Source organism: Citrobacter sp. BIDMC107 (assembly GCF_001037575.1).
Lineage (GTDB): Bacteria > Pseudomonadota > Gammaproteobacteria > Enterobacterales > Enterobacteriaceae > Citrobacter > Citrobacter freundii.
Map to the genome: position 1 here is coordinate 2314168 of NZ_KQ089848.1, position 17787 is coordinate 2331954.

General features: G+C 54.2%; 20 protein-coding genes. 15 read left to right on the forward strand and 5 right to left on the reverse strand.

Annotated elements, in window-relative coordinates; genetic code table 11:
- Positions 1 to 23 precede the first annotated feature (23 nt).
- The 3 genes from rhaD to rhaM all read left to right on the forward strand — a co-directional run bounded on the left by rhaD (position 24) and on the right by rhaM (position 2437).
- Positions 24 to 851, forward strand: a complete 828-nt coding sequence (gene rhaD / locus SK39_RS10710; RefSeq protein ID WP_003847879.1) for a rhamnulose-1-phosphate aldolase — start codon at positions 24 to 26, stop codon at positions 849 to 851.
- A 126-nt stretch (positions 852 to 977) separates the two neighbouring features.
- On the forward strand, positions 978 to 2126 hold the full coding sequence (fucO, locus tag SK39_RS10715; RefSeq protein ID WP_003847880.1) for a lactaldehyde reductase: 1149 nt from the start codon (positions 978 to 980) through the stop codon (positions 2124 to 2126).
- Positions 2123 to 2437 (forward strand): L-rhamnose mutarotase, encoded by a 315-nt coding sequence (gene rhaM / locus SK39_RS10720; RefSeq protein ID WP_003847882.1) that lies wholly within the window; start codon positions 2123 to 2125, stop codon positions 2435 to 2437. The genes fucO and rhaM overlap by 4 nt, the downstream gene beginning before the upstream one ends.
- A 57-nt stretch (positions 2438 to 2494) precedes the next feature.
- On the opposite strand, the gene SK39_RS10725 is transcribed toward rhaM, so the two are convergent.
- Positions 2495 to 3043 (reverse strand): helix-turn-helix domain-containing protein, encoded by a 549-nt coding sequence (locus tag SK39_RS10725; protein WP_003028726.1) that lies wholly within the window; start codon positions 3041 to 3043, stop codon positions 2495 to 2497.
- A gap of 101 nt (positions 3044 to 3144) precedes the next feature.
- Here SK39_RS10725 and SK39_RS10730 point away from each other — a divergent pair, with 101 nt between their 5' ends.
- The 6 genes from SK39_RS10730 (at position 3145) to SK39_RS10755 (ending at position 9017) form a co-directional block, all read left to right on the forward strand.
- Positions 3145 to 3804: an AzlC family ABC transporter permease gene (locus SK39_RS10730; RefSeq protein WP_003028720.1), complete on the forward strand. Its 660-nt coding sequence runs from the start codon at positions 3145 to 3147 to the stop codon at positions 3802 to 3804.
- Positions 3804 to 4127, forward strand: coding sequence for an AzlD domain-containing protein (locus tag SK39_RS10735; protein ID WP_003847885.1), 324 nt, complete (start codon positions 3804 to 3806; stop codon positions 4125 to 4127). Before SK39_RS10730 ends, SK39_RS10735 begins: the two co-directional genes overlap by 1 nt.
- A gap of 182 nt (positions 4128 to 4309) precedes the next feature.
- Positions 4310 to 4756: a PTS fructose transporter subunit IIA gene (locus SK39_RS10740; protein WP_003847887.1), complete on the forward strand. Its 447-nt coding sequence runs from the start codon at positions 4310 to 4312 to the stop codon at positions 4754 to 4756.
- A 10-nt stretch (positions 4757 to 4766) separates the two neighbouring features.
- Positions 4767 to 6212 carry a PTS fructose-like transporter subunit IIBC gene (locus SK39_RS10745; protein ID WP_003847888.1) on the forward strand — a complete coding sequence of 482 codons (1446 nt, stop codon included), beginning with the start codon at positions 4767 to 4769 and terminating at the stop codon, positions 6210 to 6212.
- Entirely contained in the window at positions 6202 to 7272 is a 1071-nt protein-coding gene (locus SK39_RS10750; RefSeq protein WP_003847889.1) for an aminopeptidase, read from the forward strand. Before SK39_RS10745 ends, SK39_RS10750 begins: the two co-directional genes overlap by 11 nt.
- On the forward strand, positions 7272 to 9017 hold the full coding sequence (locus SK39_RS10755) for a putative frv operon regulatory protein (protein ID WP_003847892.1): 1746 nt from the start codon (positions 7272 to 7274) through the stop codon (positions 9015 to 9017). Before SK39_RS10750 ends, SK39_RS10755 begins: the two co-directional genes overlap by 1 nt.
- A gap of 55 nt (positions 9018 to 9072) precedes the next feature.
- On the opposite strand, the gene SK39_RS10760 is transcribed toward SK39_RS10755, so the two are convergent.
- On the reverse strand, positions 9073 to 9285 hold the full coding sequence (locus tag SK39_RS10760; protein WP_003825262.1) for a YdgH/BhsA/McbA family protein: 213 nt from the start codon (positions 9283 to 9285) through the stop codon (positions 9073 to 9075).
- Between the two features lie 129 nt (positions 9286 to 9414).
- Here SK39_RS10760 and SK39_RS10765 point away from each other — a divergent pair, with 129 nt between their 5' ends.
- Positions 9415 to 9936, forward strand: a complete 522-nt coding sequence (locus SK39_RS10765) for a Crp/Fnr family transcriptional regulator (RefSeq protein ID WP_003847894.1) — start codon at positions 9415 to 9417, stop codon at positions 9934 to 9936.
- Positions 9937 to 9994: 58 nt separating this feature from the next.
- A complete protein-coding gene (locus SK39_RS10770) occupies positions 9995 to 10501 on the forward strand; it encodes a YgjV family protein (RefSeq protein WP_003847896.1) in 507 nt (168 codons plus the stop codon).
- Here SK39_RS10770 and fdhD read toward each other — a convergent pair.
- Entirely contained in the window at positions 10468 to 11304 is an 837-nt protein-coding gene (gene fdhD / locus SK39_RS10775) for a formate dehydrogenase accessory sulfurtransferase FdhD (RefSeq protein WP_003847897.1), read from the reverse strand. The genes SK39_RS10770 and fdhD overlap by 34 nt on opposite strands.
- A gap of 192 nt (positions 11305 to 11496) precedes the next feature.
- On the opposite strand from fdhD, the gene fdnG reads away from it, so the two are divergent.
- The 4 genes from fdnG to fdhE are packed head-to-tail and all read left to right on the forward strand — an operon-like array spanning position 11497 to position 17020.
- The gene (fdnG, locus tag SK39_RS10785; protein WP_085952512.1) at positions 11497 to 14547 is read left to right on the forward strand and encodes a formate dehydrogenase-N subunit alpha; all 3051 of its coding nucleotides are present in this window, start codon (positions 11497 to 11499) and stop codon (positions 14545 to 14547) included.
- A gap of 12 nt (positions 14548 to 14559) precedes the next feature.
- Positions 14560 to 15462, forward strand: coding sequence for a formate dehydrogenase O subunit beta (gene fdoH, locus SK39_RS10790; RefSeq protein ID WP_003847898.1), 903 nt, complete (start codon positions 14560 to 14562; stop codon positions 15460 to 15462).
- Positions 15459 to 16094, forward strand: coding sequence for a formate dehydrogenase cytochrome b556 subunit (gene fdoI / locus SK39_RS10795; RefSeq protein WP_003028686.1), 636 nt, complete (start codon positions 15459 to 15461; stop codon positions 16092 to 16094). The genes fdoH and fdoI overlap by 4 nt, the downstream gene beginning before the upstream one ends.
- The gene (gene fdhE, locus SK39_RS10800; RefSeq protein ID WP_003028685.1) at positions 16091 to 17020 is read left to right on the forward strand and encodes a formate dehydrogenase accessory protein FdhE; all 930 of its coding nucleotides are present in this window, start codon (positions 16091 to 16093) and stop codon (positions 17018 to 17020) included. Before fdoI ends, fdhE begins: the two co-directional genes overlap by 4 nt.
- Before the next feature lie 36 nt (positions 17021 to 17056).
- Here fdhE and SK39_RS10805 read toward each other — a convergent pair whose 3' ends face one another.
- Together SK39_RS10805 and SK39_RS10810 are read right to left on the reverse strand one after the other, a co-directional pair.
- A complete protein-coding gene (locus SK39_RS10805) occupies positions 17057 to 17431 on the reverse strand; it encodes a type II toxin-antitoxin system VapC family toxin (protein ID WP_003028682.1) in 375 nt (124 codons plus the stop codon).
- Entirely contained in the window at positions 17431 to 17673 is a 243-nt protein-coding gene (locus SK39_RS10810; protein ID WP_043018956.1) for a ribbon-helix-helix domain-containing protein, read from the reverse strand. Before SK39_RS10810 ends, SK39_RS10805 begins: the two co-directional genes overlap by 1 nt.
- Between the last annotated feature and the right edge of the window lie 114 nt (positions 17674 to 17787).

Here is a 17787-nt window from a genome sequence, read left to right on the forward strand (position 1 = left end):
GGCAATAAACAGGAACACCGAACATGCAAAACATTACTACTTCCTGGTTCGTCCAGGGGATGATAAAAGCCACTTCTGATGCGTGGCTGAAAGGCTGGGACGAGCGTAACGGCGGTAACCTGACGCTGCGTCTTGATGAAGCAGATATCGCGCCATTTAGCGCCGATTTCCACGAAAAACCACGCTATATCGCGCTGAGTCAGCCGATGCCGCTGCTGGCGAATACGCCGTTTATCGTCACCGGTTCGGGGAAATTTTTCCGCAACGTCCAGCTCGATCCAGCAGCCAATTTGGGCGTGGTGAAAATCGACAGCGACGGTGCGGGCTACCACATCCTCTGGGGCCTGACTCACGAGGCTGTACCGACCTCTGAACTGCCGGCTCACTTCCTCTCTCACTGCGAACGCATTAAAGCGACGAACGGTAAAGACCGCGTGATCATGCACTGCCATGCCACCAACCTGATCGCTCTGACCTACGTGCTGGAAAACAACACCGCGCTGATTACCCGCAAGCTGTGGGAAGGCAGCACCGAGTGCCTGGTGGTGTTCCCGGATGGCGTTGGTATTCTGCCGTGGATGGTGCCAGGTACAGATGAAATTGGTCAGGCGACCGCCGAGGAAATGCAGAAACACTCGCTGGTACTGTGGCCATTCCACGGCGTGTTCGGCAGTGGACCCACCCTCGACGAAGCGTTCGGTTTGATCGATACCGCAGAGAAATCCGCTGAGGTTCTGGTCAAGATTTACTCGATGGGCGGTATGAAGCAGACCATTACGCGTGAAGAGCTGATCGCACTTGGCAAACGCTTCGGCGTGACGCCGCTGGCCAGCGCCATAGAGCTGTACTGATACCTCCCCACTCAACGCCGGATGCAGCTTCGCCTTATCCGGCCTACATGACGGTGCGCATTTCACCGTAGGCCCGATAAGCGTAGCGCCATCGGGCACCAGGGAATTTTTTTAAGGAGAATAGTGATGAGCTTTATGTTGGCACTGCCAAAAATTAGCCTGCATGGCGCCGGCGCGATTGCCGATATGGCGAACCTCGTGGCGAATAAACAATGGGGCAAAGCGCTGATCGTCACCGATGGTCAACTGGTAAAGCTGGGCCTGCTGGATAGCCTGTTTGCCGCGCTGGATGAACATCAGATGTCTTACCACCTGTTTGATGAGGTGTTTCCAAACCCGACGGAAGAGCTGGTGCAGAAAGGTTTCGCGGCGTATCAGGACGCCAAATGTGACTACATTATTGCCTTCGGTGGCGGTAGCCCGATCGATACGGCTAAAGCGGTGAAGATCCTGACCGCCAACCCCGGCCCTTCTACTGCTTACTCCGGCGTAGGCAAAGTGAAAAATGCGGGTGTACCGCTGGTCGCCATCAATACCACCGCCGGTACGGCAGCAGAGATGACCAGCAACGCGGTCATTATCGACTCTGCCCGTAAGGTCAAAGAGGTGATCATCGACCCGAATATCATCCCGGATATCGCCGTGGATGACGCCAGCGTCATGCTGGACATCCCGGCATCCGTCACCGCCGCAACCGGTATGGACGCCTTAACCCACGCGGTGGAAGCCTATGTTTCCGTTGGTGCGCATCCGCTCACCGACGCTAACGCGCTGGAAGCGATTCGCCTGATCAACCTGTGGCTACCAAAAGCGGTCGACGACGGTCATAATCTCGACGCTCGTGAGCAAATGGCGTTTGGTCAGTATCTGGCGGGGATGGCCTTTAACAGCGCTGGTCTCGGTCTGGTGCATGCGCTGGCGCACCAGCCGGGCGCAACCCATAATCTGCCACACGGCGTCTGCAACGCCATCCTGCTGCCGGTAATCGAAAACTTTAACCGTCCAAACGCCGTGGCGCGCTTTGCCCGCGTAGCGCAGGCGATGGGCGTCGATACCCGTGACATGAGCGATGAAGCGGCAAGTATGGAGGCCATCAACGCGATTCGTGCACTCAGCAAGCGTGTCGGTATTCCTGCGGGCTTTAGTTCACTTGGCGTGACGAAAGAGGATATTGAGGGCTGGCTGGATAAAGCGTTGGCCGATCCGTGTGCGCCGTGCAACCCGCGCACCGCCAGCCGCGACGAGGTCCGCGAGCTGTATCTGGAGGCGTTATGATTCGCAAGGCCTTTATAATGCAGGTGAATGCCGACGCGCACGTTGAGTACCAGCGTCGGCACAATCCCATCTGGCCAGAACTGGAAGCGGTGCTGAAAGCACACGGCGCCCATCACTACGCGATTTATCTCGATCAGGCGCGCAATCTGCTGTTCGCCACCGTTGAGATTGAGTCCGAAGAACGCTGGAATGCCATTGCCAGCACCGACGTTTGCCAACGTTGGTGGAAGCATATGCGCGACGTAATGCCGGCCAACCCAGACAACAGCCCGGTCAGCGCAGAGCTAAAAGAAGTGTTTTATTTGCAGTAGTCTTGTAGGCCGGATATGGCGCTAACGCGCCGCATCCGGCACAACGCAACATAACAGTTAGTTCTGCTCAGAAACCAGAATCGCCTGGGTGTCAGGCTCCAGCGCTTTAAAGATATGCGCCTGGTCAGCGGGGTAACAAATATAGTCGCCCTCGCCTAACTCCTCCGGTGCTTCCGTCAATCCCACCATCGCCTTACCCTGCGTCACGATGATGTGTTCAACCGATCCCGGCGGATGCGGCTGTGAAATCCGATCCGCACCCGGCTGCGTCAGCAGCAGATAGATATCCCGCCGTGCCCCCGGTGGGCAGGCGGCCAGTAAAATGGCCTGATAGTGGGCCTGCTCAGCCACAACTTTTGTTCCTTCGCCGCGGCGAATCACCTGCGTTTTTTGTTCCTGCGGCTCCAGCAGGCGCGCAAAGGGAATATCCAACGCCACACACAGCGACCAGAGCGTTTCCAGGCTAGGATTGCCATTGCCCGCTTCCAATTGCGAGAGTGTCGATTTTGCAATCCCTGCGCGACGGGCAATCTCTGCCAATGACAAACCGGTGCGCTGACGTTCACGCACCAGGCTTTTCGCGATCATACTGATGGGCTGGGTCATTCACGACTCCATGTTCTTTATATCGAACGAATCGTTCGACTTGTAATATTAACTGGTCGCGTTCATTATAATGGAAATTCGTTCGATATGGCTAAAATGGTATGAAACATTATTTTTCCAGTCTCAAAGGCGACACAATAAAAGCAATATTTTTAGTCTGTCTGGCCGTCGGCGTAGTCGGCATGTCATACGGCTCGCTGGCAATGGCCTACGGCTTCCCGCTGTGGGTACCGTTTGTGCTCTCTATTACCGTGCTGGCGGGTGCATCCGAGTTTATGTTTATCGGCATCGTCGCCAGCGGCGGTAACCCACTGGCGGCTGCGGCTGCCGGTTTACTGGTCAACGCCCGACACATCCCGTTTGGCGTCACGGTGCGCGATCTTGTGGGCTCCCGGGCTGCGAGTTTCCTCGGCTGTCATATCATGAACGACGAAAGCGTAGTATTCGGCCTGTCGCAAAAAACACCCGAACAACGTAAAGCAGCCTATTGGCTGTGCGGTCTGGGCGTCGCTATTTTCTGGCCTGTTGGCACACTGATCGGCGCGGGCGTCGGCAAACTGCTCCCCGCCCCGGAAACCATCGGTCTGGATGCCGTCTTCCCTGCAATTTTATTGGCCTTAGTGGTCCCGGCCTTTAAAAACCGCACCACACTGATTCGCGCCTGTAGCGGTGCCGGGTTGTCGCTTGCCGCCATCCCCTTTGCGCCGGTCGGTTTACCGGTTTTGCTCTCACTGTTTGGCTTACTGACGAGGAAAAAATAATGGGCAACATGACGCTGTTTATCGTCGGTATCGCCATCTTATCTCTGGGAACCTATTTAATGCGTTTAGGCGGAGCGAAGCTTGGGAGTCGTTTAGCGTTCTCGGAACGCTCGCAGGCGCTGCTTTCCGACGCCGCAACGGTACTACTGTTCTCCGTTGCGCTGGCGACCACCTTTTACGAAGGCGAACACTTTGCCGGTATGGCGCGGGTTCTTGGGGTTGGCTTCGCGGTATTTCTCGCCTGGCGCAAGCTGCCGCTAATCGTGGTGATCGTTGCCGCCGCGGTGGTGACCGCATTGTTAAGGATGGCGGGAATACACTAAAAAAATAATTACCCTGGCGAAATATTCATCAGGGTAATCGCCTGTAGCGTTGTGTGTTTTACCCCACAAAACCACGCGCTAACTCGGCCCCAAATTGTCATTCCACGCTGACATATTGCCGCTCATCTCTTCGCCATCTCGCCGTTAGAATCAAATCAAATAGTTTTAACGGAGCCCCCCACATGACAACCCTTACAGCTAACTGCATTGACCTGAATATTCAGGGGAATAGCGTGTATGCCATCCTCAAGCAACTGGCAGATATGGCGTTTCAGAATGGCTATGTCTCCGATCGCAGCATTTTCCTGCAAACGCTATTGCTGCGCGAAAAGCTGCATTCCACCGGCTTTGGCTCGGGTATTGCCGTCCCGCACGGTAAGAGCGCCTGCATCAGGCAGCCCTTTGTGTTGTTCGCGCGCAAGTCAGAAAACGTGGACTGGAAAGCCAGCGACGGCGAGGACGTCAACTGCTGGATCTGCCTCGGCGTGCCACAAACCGGCGAGGACGATCAGGTCAAAATCATCGGCACCCTGTGCCGCAAAATCATTCATCAGGATTTCATCGATCAACTGAAGCAAGGTGACGCCAGCCAGGTGCTCGCCCTGCTTAATCAGACCTTAACCTCATAAGGACGCGGCTATGGAGTCATCCTTACGTTTAGTGGCGATCACCAACTGTCCGGCGGGGATCGCCCACACTTATATGGTGGCAGAGGCGCTGGAGCAAAAAGCGCGCTCGCTCGGCCACACGATTAAAGTCGAAACCCAGGGCTCAAGCGGCGTCGAAAACCGCCTGAGCAATGAAGAGATTGCCGCTGCCGATTATGTCATTCTGGCCACCGGTCGCGGCCTGAGCGGCGAAGACCGGGCACGTTTTGCCGGGAAAAAAGTCTATGAAATCGCCATTTCCCAGGCGCTAAAAAATATCGACCTGATTTTTACGCAGTTACCGACGCATTCCCAACTTTTCGCCGCCGATAGCAGCGTGAAACTGGGAAAACAGGAGGTCCAGCACGGTAGCGTAATGAGCCACCTGATGGCGGGCGTTTCCGCCGCGCTGCCGTTTGTTATCGGCGGCGGTATTCTGGTCGCCATCGCCAATATGCTGGTGCAGTTCGGTTTGCCCTATACCGATATGTCGAAAGGCGCGCCGTCGTTCACCTGGATTGTTGAATCGATCGGCTATCTGGGCTTTACCTTTATGATCCCGATTATGGGGGCATATATTGCCTGGTCGATTGCCGATAAACCCGCTTTTGCCCCAGCATTTCTGGTGTGTTATCTGGCGAACGATAAAGGCCTGCTGGGTACGCAGTCCGGCGCAGGATTTCTCGGCGCGGTCGTACTCGGGCTGGCAATTGGCTACTTTGTCCTTTGGTTTCGCAAGGTTCGCCTCGGCAAAGCGCTACAGCCACTGCTTGGTTCTATGCTGATCCCGTTTGTCACTTTACTGGTGTTCGGCGTACTGACTTACTACGTCATCGGCCCGGTGATGTCCGACATCATGGGCGGTCTGCTGCACTTCCTGAACACCATTCCTCCATCCATGAAAATGGGCGCGGCCTTCCTCGTTGGTGCGATGCTGGCATTTGATATGGGCGGGCCAATCAATAAAACGGCCTGGTTCTTCTGCTTCTCACTGCTGGAAAAACATATCTATGACTGGTACGCCATCGTCGGCGTGGTGGCGCTGATGCCGCCCGTCGCGGCGGGAATCGCTACCTATTTAGCGCCTAAACTGTTTACGCAACAGGAGAAGGCCGCCGCCAGCAGTGCGATTGTCGTCGGCGCCACCGTCGCTACCGAGCCGGCCATCCCCTACGCACTGGCCGCGCCGCTGCCGATGATTACCGCCAATACGCTCTCCGGTGGCGTTACCGGCATGCTGGTTATCGCCTTTGGAATCAAACGCCTCGCGCCGGGTTTAGGTATCTTTGATCCGCTGATTGGCCTGATGTCTCCGGCGGGATCATTTTACCTGGTGCTGGCTATCGGTCTGGCACTGAACATTTCGTTAATTATTATCCTGAAAGGGTTGTGGCTGAAACGTAAAGCCGCGCAGCAGGAGCTTGCCCATGAACATTGAGTTACTTCAGCAGTTATGCGAAGCCAGCGCCGTCAGCGGCGATGAACAGGAAGTTCGTACTCTTCTCATTAACGCGCTGGAATCCAGCGTCGATGAAATCACCTTCGACGGCCTCGGTAGCTTTGTCGCCCGCAAAGGCAACCGCGGGCCGAAGGTGGCGGTTGTCGGCCATATGGATGAAGTCGGCTTTATGGTCACGCATATCGACGAGAGCGGATTTTTGCGCTTCACCACCATTGGTGGTTGGTGGAGCCAGTCGATGCTGAACCACCGGGTCACCATTCGCACACGCAAGGGATTTAAAATCCCTGGTATTATCGGCTCCGTCGCTCCGCACGCGTTGACGGAAAAGCAGAAACAGCAGCCGCTGACCTTTGACGAGATGTTTATCGATATTGGCGCTAACAGCCACGAAGAAGTAGAAAAATACGGGATTGCGATCGGTGACTTCATTAGCCCGGAAGCCAATTTCGCTCGCTGGGGCGAAGATAAGATCGTCGGTAAAGCGTTGGATAACCGCGTCGGCTGCGCGCTGATGGCTGAGCTGTTACAAACCGTCGATAACCCTGACATTACCCTGTACGGCGTGGGCAGCGTGGAAGAAGAGGTCGGGCTGCGCGGAGCGCAAACCTCGGCCGAGCATATCAAGCCCGACGTGGTGATAGTGCTGGATACCGCAGTTGCGGGCGATGTGCCCGGAATCGACGCCATCAAATACCCGCTCAAGCTTGGCGATGGCCCTGGCCTGATGCTGTTCGATAAGCGCTATTTTCCCAATCAACAGCTGGTCGCCGCGTTAAAAGCGTGTGCCAAAAACAGCGATGCGCCTTTGCAGTTCTGCACCATGAAAACCGGGGCGACGGACGGCGGACGCTATAACGTTATGGGAGGGGGTCGTCCGGTGGCGGCACTCTGCCTGCCGACACGCTATCTCCACGCCAACAGCGGCATGATTTCCGCAGCAGATTACGACGCGCTGTTTACGCTGGTGCGCGAGCTGCTGAGCTCGCTGACGGCAGAAAAAGTGAAATCCTTCACCGACTTTCTCCAGGTGAATTAATGTTATCGGAACGCCAGTTAAAAATTGTGGATATTCTTGAACAGCAGCCGTGTCCGTTGGGCGAGCTGGCGCGACAAACTGGCGTTTCGAGTCGAACCATCCTGCGTGATATTGATTACCTCAATTTTACCCTCAGCGGTAAGGCTCGTATTCAGCCTGGCGGCAACGCGGGTTATCAACTGGATATCGTCGACAGACGCGGTTATTTTCAGCTTCTGCAACGCCATGATAATGATGACCGGTTGCTGGCCTTTCTTCTGCTTAATACCTTTACACCCCGCGTACAGCTGGCTTCAGCACTCAATTTACCTGAAACCTGGGTGGCAGATCGTCTCCCGCGTTTGAAACAGCGCTATGAGCGCGCCTTTTGTCTTGCCAGCCGCCCGGGCGTCGGTCATTTCATTGATGAACCAGAAGAAAAACGCATAATCCTGCTGGCAAATCTGCTTAAAAAAGATCCACTCTTAATTCCACTGCCAGGTATTACCCGAGACAACATCGACAGGCTCAACACTGCATGTGAAAAACTTGATGAATTCCCGTTCATCTCGGGAGAGTACCTGGCAAGTCTGGTGCTGGCAGTCTACGCCCTGCGTAATCAGCTCACCGGATCGTGGCCGGAGTGTCGGTATATATCACTGAAAAATGCGGTGGAACAAGGAGGAGTCTACCTTGGCGAAAACGCTTTCAGAACCCTGATCGGTCTTCTGGAAATCAGGCAACGTCAGGCAATGACCATCTCGGCCGATGCGGTGACCTGCTTGTTAAAAAGCGTTCCCGGCATTGCCGCGTTGAACGTTATCGATGCCCAACTGGTTGAAAATATTACTGGCCACCTGTTGAGATGCGTCTCTGCCCCGGTTTGGGTACCGGAGCATCGCCAGAGCAGTATGCATAACCTGAAGTCTACCTGGCCTGCCGCTTTCGATTTGAGTTTGCGTTTTATCGCCCTGTTGCGCGAAAAACTGGATATCCCGTTGTTCGATAGCGATCTCATCGGGCTTTACTTCGCCTGTGCGCTGGAGCGGCATCAAAACGAGCGTCAGCCGGTCATTTTATTATCCGACCAGAATGCTATCGCCACCATCAACCAACAGGCTATTGAGCGGGATGTCCTGAATTGTCGGGTGATCATTGCGCGAAATACAAGTGAAGTCAGCGCCATCAGCGAAGAAGTCACCCCGCTGTTAATCGTCAACAATAGTCACTATCTGCTTGATGAATCTCTAAAAAACACCTTAACCATCAAGAATATTATCACCGCAGCGGGTACCGAGCAGATCAAACACTTCCTTGCGACGGCCTTTATCCGCCAGCAGCCCGAACGTTTCTTTTTACAGCAGGGCTGCTTCCATTACGCCAATATGAAGGCCGAAAGCTGGCAGAGCATCATCGGTCGGATCTGCGGCCAGCTTGTGGCCCAGGGCCATATCACTGAGGACGAAGCGCTACGCATTTGCGCCCGGGAGCATGAAGGTGAAAACTTGATAGTGAATCGCCTGGCGATTCCTCATTGCTGGAGCGAACAGGAGCGTCGTTTCCGCGGTTTCTTTATCACCCTCGCACAGCCCATTTTGGTGAATAACGAACCCGTCAGTCATGTCCTGATCGCCTGTGCCGCCGCCGAGGCGCGGCATGAACTAAAAATCTTCAGTTATTTATCCAGCGTACTGAGCAGCCATCAGGCTGATACTATTGCGGGATTGACCGGATATGAAGCGTTTATTGCATTGCTCAGGCAGTAATATCAGAAATGAAAAAAGCGCCTCAAGGGCGCTCTTTCGACAGTACTGAGGTATCTTATTTCAGCAGTTCAGCAGTCATGTGCACGCGGTTACCGGTGTAAGCCTGAGTGATTTTATAATCGCTGGCGCCTGCACGTTCAGCCTGGGCGGCAATTTTTGCTTCAGCACTTTCCAGCGTAGAACCGGTTGCAGTAACTGTCTGAGCAGCGAAAGAACCGAAAGAAGTAGCCAGAGCGATAACTGCGACAAAAGTTTTGATGCTTTTCATGATATAAACCCTTTAACTTAGTTGTTTGAGTAAGGCACCGTGCCTTGATGTGATAAATAATAGCCCTCACATCGCACAACTAAAAGCGGAAGGATTTGCCAGTCTTATTCAAATTATTTGAGAGATAAAGTGTCACGTAATCAGGAATCACAATGGCTTGCTGGCAGCCGTAGAAAAACGCAACCGGCAGGTAGTTGGTTACTTCGTCAAGGTGAACCACAAAGTAAAATTCATCTTTTGCATCATGGTGTTGCTCGTGCGGTTTATCACGCGGACAACGGCATTGAAAGGGTTAAAGAATTCTACTTTGCCGGAGAATACTGCTTTCTGTACCTGAACTGGCTAACTAACACGCCTGCCGATTACAGTCTGCAAATGATCGCCGCTGGAGAAACCACTGAAATCCCCTTGGCGTTGCTGAATGCACCGGAAAATCAGGAGATTAAGACCCAGCTACTGATCCAGCAATTGATCTACAAAGAGAAAAAAGAGCAAATGCTGCTGCTCAATACCCCAGAGCAACGCTACCAGTACGTACAAACACACTTCCCGGACTGGGAGTCGCAGCTCACTCAGCGTGATCTCGCCAACTATATCGGCATTACCCCCGTTAGCCTGTCCCGTATTCGCCAGCGTCTTAACAAAGGTTAACGCCTTACGTTGATGCGTCGATTATTGTCCCGTCACTCTTTAATCGATGGCGACCACAATGAACGCATTTCTTCTCTCTCAGATGCTGGCTGGCATCAGCTTCTTACTGGATATTTCCGCTTTTCATTTTCAACGCCGGGCTATCACTTTAACGCTGCTCACCGGCTCTACTTCCCTGTTAGCTATCCATTTCTATCTTTTGGATCAACACGCTGCGGCTGGGCTAATGATCATTGCCGCTTGCCGCTATGCGACGGCCATCATCACGTTTCACCGCTGGGTGATGTGGGGATATATGCTGGGATCGCTGCTGTGTAGCATTTATCTTTGGCAAAATCTGTCGAGTATTTTGCCGCTGATGGGAAGCCTGTTGATGACTTTTGCGTCGTTTCAAAAACGCAGCGGAAAATTACGGGGATACACATTGTGCGGAAGCCTGTGTTGGCTACTGAACAATGTGATTGTTGGCTCGCCGGTTGCCGTAATCATGGAACTAGCATTTTCAGGCAGTATTATGGCCGCCTGGTGGCGTCACTGCGCGACCAGACGCTGTGGATGCGTATAAATCGTCGCCCTGCCCGGTTTGCAAAAGCCCACCAGCGTCAGGTTGCAGCGCTCGGCAACTTCTACCGCCAGCGTTGTCGCCGCAGAAACAGCAAACAGGACCTCCACGCCGCACATCGCCGACTTCTGCACCATCTCGTAGCTGGCGCGGCTGGAGACTATTACCGCGCCCTGTTGCCAGGTTTCCCCTTCGATTGCGCGTCGCCCCAGCAGTTTATCCAGCGCAACATGACGCCCAACATCTTCATGCCCGCCCGCCAGATGACCTGACGGCTGTACCCAGGCAGCCGCGTGCGTGCAGCCTGTCAGTTGCCCCACGGGTTGAAAATCATTGAGATGGCGTAAAGCGTGATCGAGATTCGTCAGATCGAATGTCTGGGTAAACGGCAGCGGCTGGACTGGCTTGCCAATGTCATTGAGCTGCTCCACGCCACAAACGCCGCAACCGGTGCGACCGGCCAGCGCGCGACGACGCTCCTTCAGCCCCATAAATCGACGACTGGACAGCTCAACCTGCACTTCTAATCCGTTACAGGAAGGAACCACTTCCATTGCGTAGATATCCTGCGGGCGCTCAATAATGCCTTCAGAAAGTGAAAAGCCCATCGCAAAGTGCTCAAGATCTTTCGGTGACGCCATCATTACCACGTGCGAAATCCCGTTGTAAACCAGCGCAACCGGTACTTCTTCAGCGACGACATCCGGCTGAGGATGTTGCAAATCCTCGCGTTTCCAGAGGGTCAACTGGCGCGATCCTGTCAAAGTCGTCACATTTTTGATGTTTTCTCGAATAATCTTATTCACTTTCTTTTAACCATATTGGAACACGCATACCAACATTGTGGTATTCTTTACAAACCCCTCCTGGACGGAGGGAAATTCACCCAATTCTGGACCTTTGCGGTCCCGTCCGCAAAGAAAAATAACAACCACTTCCCTCACGCTCGAGTAACGGAAAAGTGAGGGAACGTGACAATGTCGAAAAAGGAGCAAACCATGCAGGTCAGCAGAAGGCAGTTCTTTAAGATCTGCGCTGGCGGTATGGCAGGCACCACGGCAGCGGCACTGGGTTTTGCACCCGGCGTAGCGCTCGCGGAAACACGGCAATATAAACTGCTGCGTACCCGCGAAACCCGTAACACCTGCACTTACTGTTCCGTTGGCTGTGGACTGTTAATGTACAGTCTCGGTGACGGAGCAAAAAACGCCAAAGCATCCATCTTCCATATCGAAGGGGACCCGGATCACCCGGTGAACCGTGGCGCGTTGTGCCCGAAAGGGGCAGGACTTGTGGACTTCATCCACTCCGAAAGTCGCCTGAAATTCCCGGAATACCGCGCACCAGGCTCTGATAAGTGGCAACAGATTAGCTGGGATGAGGCATTTGACCGCATCGCTAAGCTGATGAAAGAAGACCGCGACGCAAACTACGTTGCACAAAACGCCGAAGGCGTAACCGTTAACCGCTGGCTTTCCACTGGGATGCTGTGTGCTTCCGCTTCCAGTAACGAAACCGGCTATTTAACGCAAAAATTCTCCCGCGCGCTCGGTATGCTCGCGGTCGACAACCAGGCACGCGTCTGACACGGACCAACGGTAGCAAGTCTTGCTCCAACATTTGGTCGCGGTGCGATGACCAACCACTGGGTCGACATTAAAAACGCCAACCTCGTTGTGGTGATGGGCGGTAACGCCGCTGAAGCCCACCCGGTCGGATTCCGCTGGGCGATGGAAGCTAAAATTCACAACGGCGCGAAGCTGATTGTGATCGATCCGCGCTTTACGCGAACCGCAGCGGTGGCTGATTTCTATGCGCCGATTCGTTCCGGTACTGACATTGCTTTCCTGTCAGGCGTCTTGCTGTACCTGCTGAACAACGAAAAATTCAACCGCGAATACACTGAGGCCTATACCAACGCCAGCCTGATCGTGCGTGAGGATTACGGTTTCGAAGATGGCCTGTTCACTGGCTACGACGCGGACAAACGCAAGTATGACAAAACCAGCTGGAACTACGAGCTGGATGAAAAAGGCTTCGCCAAACGCGATGTCACCCTGCAACACCCGCGCTGCGTGTGGAACCTGCTGAAACAGCACGTCTCCCGCTACACGCCGGATGTTGTAGAAAATATCTGCGGTACGCCAAAGGCTGACTTCCTGAAGGTCTGTGAGTACATCGCAGAAACCAGTGCCAAAGATAAAACCGCGTCGTTCCTGTACGCCCTTGGCTGGACACAACACTCCGTAGGTGCGCAGAACATCCGTACCATGGCGATGATCCAGTTGCTGCTTGGCAACATGGGGATGGCCGGCGGCGGTGTTAACGCCCTGCGCGGTCACTCCAACATTCAGGGTCTGACCGACTTAGGCCTGCTGTCACAAAGCCTGCCGGGCTATATGACGCTGCCGAGCGAAAAACAGACTGACCTGCAAACCTACCTTGCCGCCAACACGCCAAAACCGTTGCTGGAAGGTCAGGTGAACTACTGGGGCAACTACCCGAAATTCTTCGTCTCAATGATGAAAGCCTTCTTTGGCGATAAAGCGACAGCGGAAAACAGCTGGGGCTTCGACTTGCTGCCGAAGTGGGATAAAGGGTACGACGTGCTGCAGTACTTCGAGATGATGAACCAGGGCAAAGTGAATGGCTATATCTGCCAGGGCTTTAACCCAGTCGCGTCATTCCCGAATAAAAACAAGGTCGTGGCTTCACTGTCCAAACTGAAATTCCTGGTCACCATCGACCCGCTCAACACCGAAACGTCTACCTTCTGGCAGAACCACGGTGAGTCGAACGATGTTGACCCGTCGAAAATCCAGACCGAAGTATTCCGTCTGCCGTCCACCTGCTTCGCCGAAGAGAACGGTTCTATCGTTAACTCCGGTCGCTGGCTGCAGTGGCACTGGAAAGGCGCGGATGCCCCGGGGATTGCCGTTACCGATGGTGAAATCCTCGCCGGTATCTTCCTGCGCATGCGCAAGATGTATGCCGAGCAGGGTGGCGCGAACCCGGAACAGGTGCTGAGCATGACCTGGAACTACTCCACACCACACGAACCGGCTTCGGAAGAAGTGGCGATGGAGAGCAACGGTAAAGCGTTGGCCGACATTATCGACCCGGCAACAGGTGCAGTCATCGTTAAGAAAGGCCAACAGCTTAGCTCGTTCGCCCAACTGCGTGACGACGGCACCACTTCCAGCGGCTGTTGGATTTTTGCCGGTAGCTGGACGCCGGAAGGCAACCAGATGGCACGTCGCGATAACGCCGACCCATCAGGCCTTGGCAACACGCTGGGCTGGGCATGGGCGTGGCCGCTCAACCGACGCATTCTGTATAACCGCGCTTCCGCTGATCCGCAGGGGAATCCGTGGGATCCAAAACGTCAGATCCTGAAATGGGATGGGGCGAAATGGAGCGGGATGGATATTCCGGACTACAGCGCCGCCGCACCTGGCAGCAACGTTGGTCCGTTCATCATGCAGCCGGAAGGGATGGGACGCCTGTTTGCTATCGATAAGATGGCGGAAGGTCCGTTCCCGGAACACTACGAGCCGTTTGAAACGCCGCTGGGGACTAACCCGCTGCACCCGAACGTTATCTCTAACCCTGCCGCGCGCATCTTTAAAGGTGACGCGGAAGCACTGGGTAAAGCAGATAAATTCCCGTACGTCGGTACGACCTATCGTCTGACCGAGCACTTCCACTACTGGACCAAGCATGCGCTGCTCAATGCCATCGCACAGCCGGAACAGTTTGTGGAAATTGGCGAGAAGCTGGCGAATAAGCTCGGTATCTCTCATGGCGATACCGTCAAAGTCTCCTCTAACCGCGGCTACATTAAAGCCAAAGCAGTGGTGACTAAACGTATTCGCACGCTGAAGGCCAACGGTCAGGATATCGACACCATCGGTATTCCGATTCACTGGGGCTACGAAGGTGTGGCGAAAAAAGGCTTTATCGCTAACACGTTAACGCCATTCGTCGGTGATGCGAACACGCAGACGCCGGAATTTAAGTCCTTCCTCGTGAACGTGGAAAAGGTGTAACGGAGACGACCTATGGCTTATCAATCGCAAGACATCATTCGTCGTTCCGCCACTAACGGTTTCACCCCCGCGCCTCAGGCGCGGGACCATCAGGAAGAGGTGGCGAAGCTTATCGACGTCACCACCTGTATCGGCTGTAAAGCGTGTCAGGTGGCGTGTTCAGAATGGAACGACATCCGTGATGAAGTGGGCAACAACGTTGGGGTGTACGACAACCCAGCTGATTTGACCGCTAAATCCTGGACGGTAATGCGCTTCTCAGAAGTGGAACAAAACGACAAACTGGAGTGGCTTATCCGCAAGGATGGCTGTATGCACTGTGCCGATCCGGGCTGCCTGAAGGCGTGTCCGGCTGAAGGTGCAATCATTCAGTATGCCAACGGTATCGTCGACTTCCAGTCCGAGCAGTGTATCGGCTGTGGCTACTGTATCGCAGGCTGTCCGTTCGACGTGCCGCGCCTCAACCCGGAAGACAACCGCGTCTACAAATGTACGCTGTGCGTTGACCGTGTCGTGGTCGGGCAAGAACCGGCCTGCGTGAAAACCTGCCCAACCGGCGCGATTCATTTCGGTACTAAAGAGTCGATGAAAACGCTGGCAGGCGAGCGTGTGGCGGAGCTGAAAACGCGTGGTTACGAAAACGCGGGTCTGTACGATCCGGCAGGCGTTGGCGGTACGCACGTCATGTACGTATTGCACCATGCTGACAAGCCGAATCTGTATCACGGCCTGCCGGAGAACCCGGAAATCAGCGCCACCGTGAAATTCTGGAAAGGCATCTGGAAACCTCTCGCAGCCGTCGGCTTTGCAGCGACATTTGCGGCCAGTATCTTCCACTACGTCGGTGTAGGCCCAAACCGCACGGAAGAGGAAGAAGACAACCTGCATGAAGAAAAAGACGAGGTGCGCAAATGAAACGACGTGACACCATCGTGCGCTACACGGCGCCGGAACGCATCAACCACTGGATCACCGCCTTCTGCTTCATTCTGGCGGCAGTGAGCGGGATGGGCTTTCTCTTCCCGTCTTTTAACTGGCTGATGCACATCATGGGCACTCCGCAACTGGCGCGAATTGTGCACCCGTTTGTCGGCGTGATCATGTTTGCCTCGTTTATCATCATGTTTTTCCGTTACTGGCACCACAATCTAATCAATCGGGATGATATCTTTTGGGCGAAGAATATTCGTAAGATTGTCGTCAACGAGGAAGTAGGTGACACGGGACGTTATAACTTCGGCCAGAAATGCGTATTCTGGGCGGCGATTATCTTCCTGGTCCTGTTGCTGGTGAGCGGAGTGGTCATCTGGCGTCCGTATTTTGCGCCTGCTTTCTCAATCCCGGTGATCCGATTCGCGTTAATGCTGCATTCATTTGCCGCAGTAGCGCTAATTGTGGTTATCATGGTGCACATTTACGCCGCCCTTTGGGTGAAAGGCACCATTACCGCGATGGTGGAAGGATGGGTTACCAGCTCATGGGCGAAGAAACATCACCCGCGCTGGTACCGTGAAGTCCGCCAGAAACAGGAAAAGTCATCTGAATGAGTATTCGCATAATCCCGCAAGATGAGCTGGAGAAGAGCGAGAAACGCACGGCGGATATGATTCCGCCGTTATTATTCCCCAGACTCAAAAATTTGTATAACCGCCGCGCTGAGCGCCTGCGCGAGCTGGCCGAGAACAACCCGCTGGGCGACTACCTGCGCTTTGCCGCGCTGATCGCCCACGCGCAGGAAGTGGTGCTGTACGACCATCCGCTGCAGATGGATCTGACCGCGCGCATCAAAGAAGCGAACGATCAGGGTAAACCGCCGCTGGATATCCACGTCCTGCCACGCGACAAGCACTGGCAAAAGCTGCTGCAGTCGTTGATTGCTGAGCTGAAGCCAGAGATGAGCGGTCCCGCGTTAGCGGTGATCGAGAATCTGGAAAAAGCCTCAGAGCAGGAACTGGAGCTAATGGCCAGCGCGCTGTTTGCCTCTGATTTTGCCTCCGTCAGCAGCGACAAAGCACCGTTCATATGGGCTGCCCTGTCGCTCTACTGGGCGCAGATGGCAAGCCTGATCCCCGGCAAAGCCCGTGCGGAATACGGTGAACAGCGTCAGTACTGCCCGGTGTGTGGTTCAATGCCGGTCTCCAGCATGGTGCAAATCGGTACCACCCAGGGTCTGCGTTATCTGCATTGCAACCTGTGCGAAACCGAGTGGCACGTGGTGCGCGTGAAGTGCAGCAACTGCGAACAGAGCCGTGATTTGAACTACTGGTCACTGGATAACGAACAGGCGGCAATCAAAGCTGAAAGCTGCGGCGACTGCGGGACTTACCTGAAGATTCTCTATCAGGAAAAAGACCCGAAAGTCGAAGCCGTGGCCGACGATCTCGCCTCACTGATGCTGGACGCGCATATGGAGCAAGAGGGCTTTGCCCGCAGCTCCATCAACCCATTCCTGTTCCCGGGTGAAGGGGAGTAAGTTCTTCGCACTACCGGGCGGCGTAAGTCGCCCGGGTTATAATGTATACGGTGTGACCACACCGGATAGGCCTGCAAAATCCTTAGTATTTCGCGTAACCAGCGTAAGACGATGAATCTGTGCTGTTGCCAAAATAATGGCATCCGGCAATTTCATCCCATATTCCTGTCTGATACTCACGCTTCGTTCAGCAATATCCTGTGAAACGCCGATCACGTTAAAAGCACCTAGCGCAACACGAGTACGGGCTTCCTGATGGTATTTTTTTGCACCCACCATCACCTCCATCCATGTAATGAGGCTGATTGCATTCTGCGGCGGCCATGTTTCTATCGCTAGTTTTGCTTCATTTCTCCCACTAAACAGATCGATGAGGATGTTGGTATCAAAAAGCGCGGATCCTTTGACCATTACCATTCCTCACGGAGTTTACGCTGGTATTCAACACCATCTTCCTCACAGCCTTGCCACAGCCCAAGAGCACGTGAAATTGTGGTTTCAGCCTGATCCTGCCTCTCAAGATACTGTTCAACGGCCTCCCGTAAAAGTTCTGCTCGCGGCAGGTTGCGCTGCACCTTGAGATCATCAAGACGTTTAATCACTTCATCTGATAAATCGAGTAAAATTCTGCCCATATCCATCCCAGCCATCATACTCATATATACCTCAAGTATATCATCAGCGATTAATTTCCACACAACATACACCTGAAAAAAGCGAGAAAATAGCCTCCACGCGAACGATTTTTACTTTTGCGAGCCGCTTTC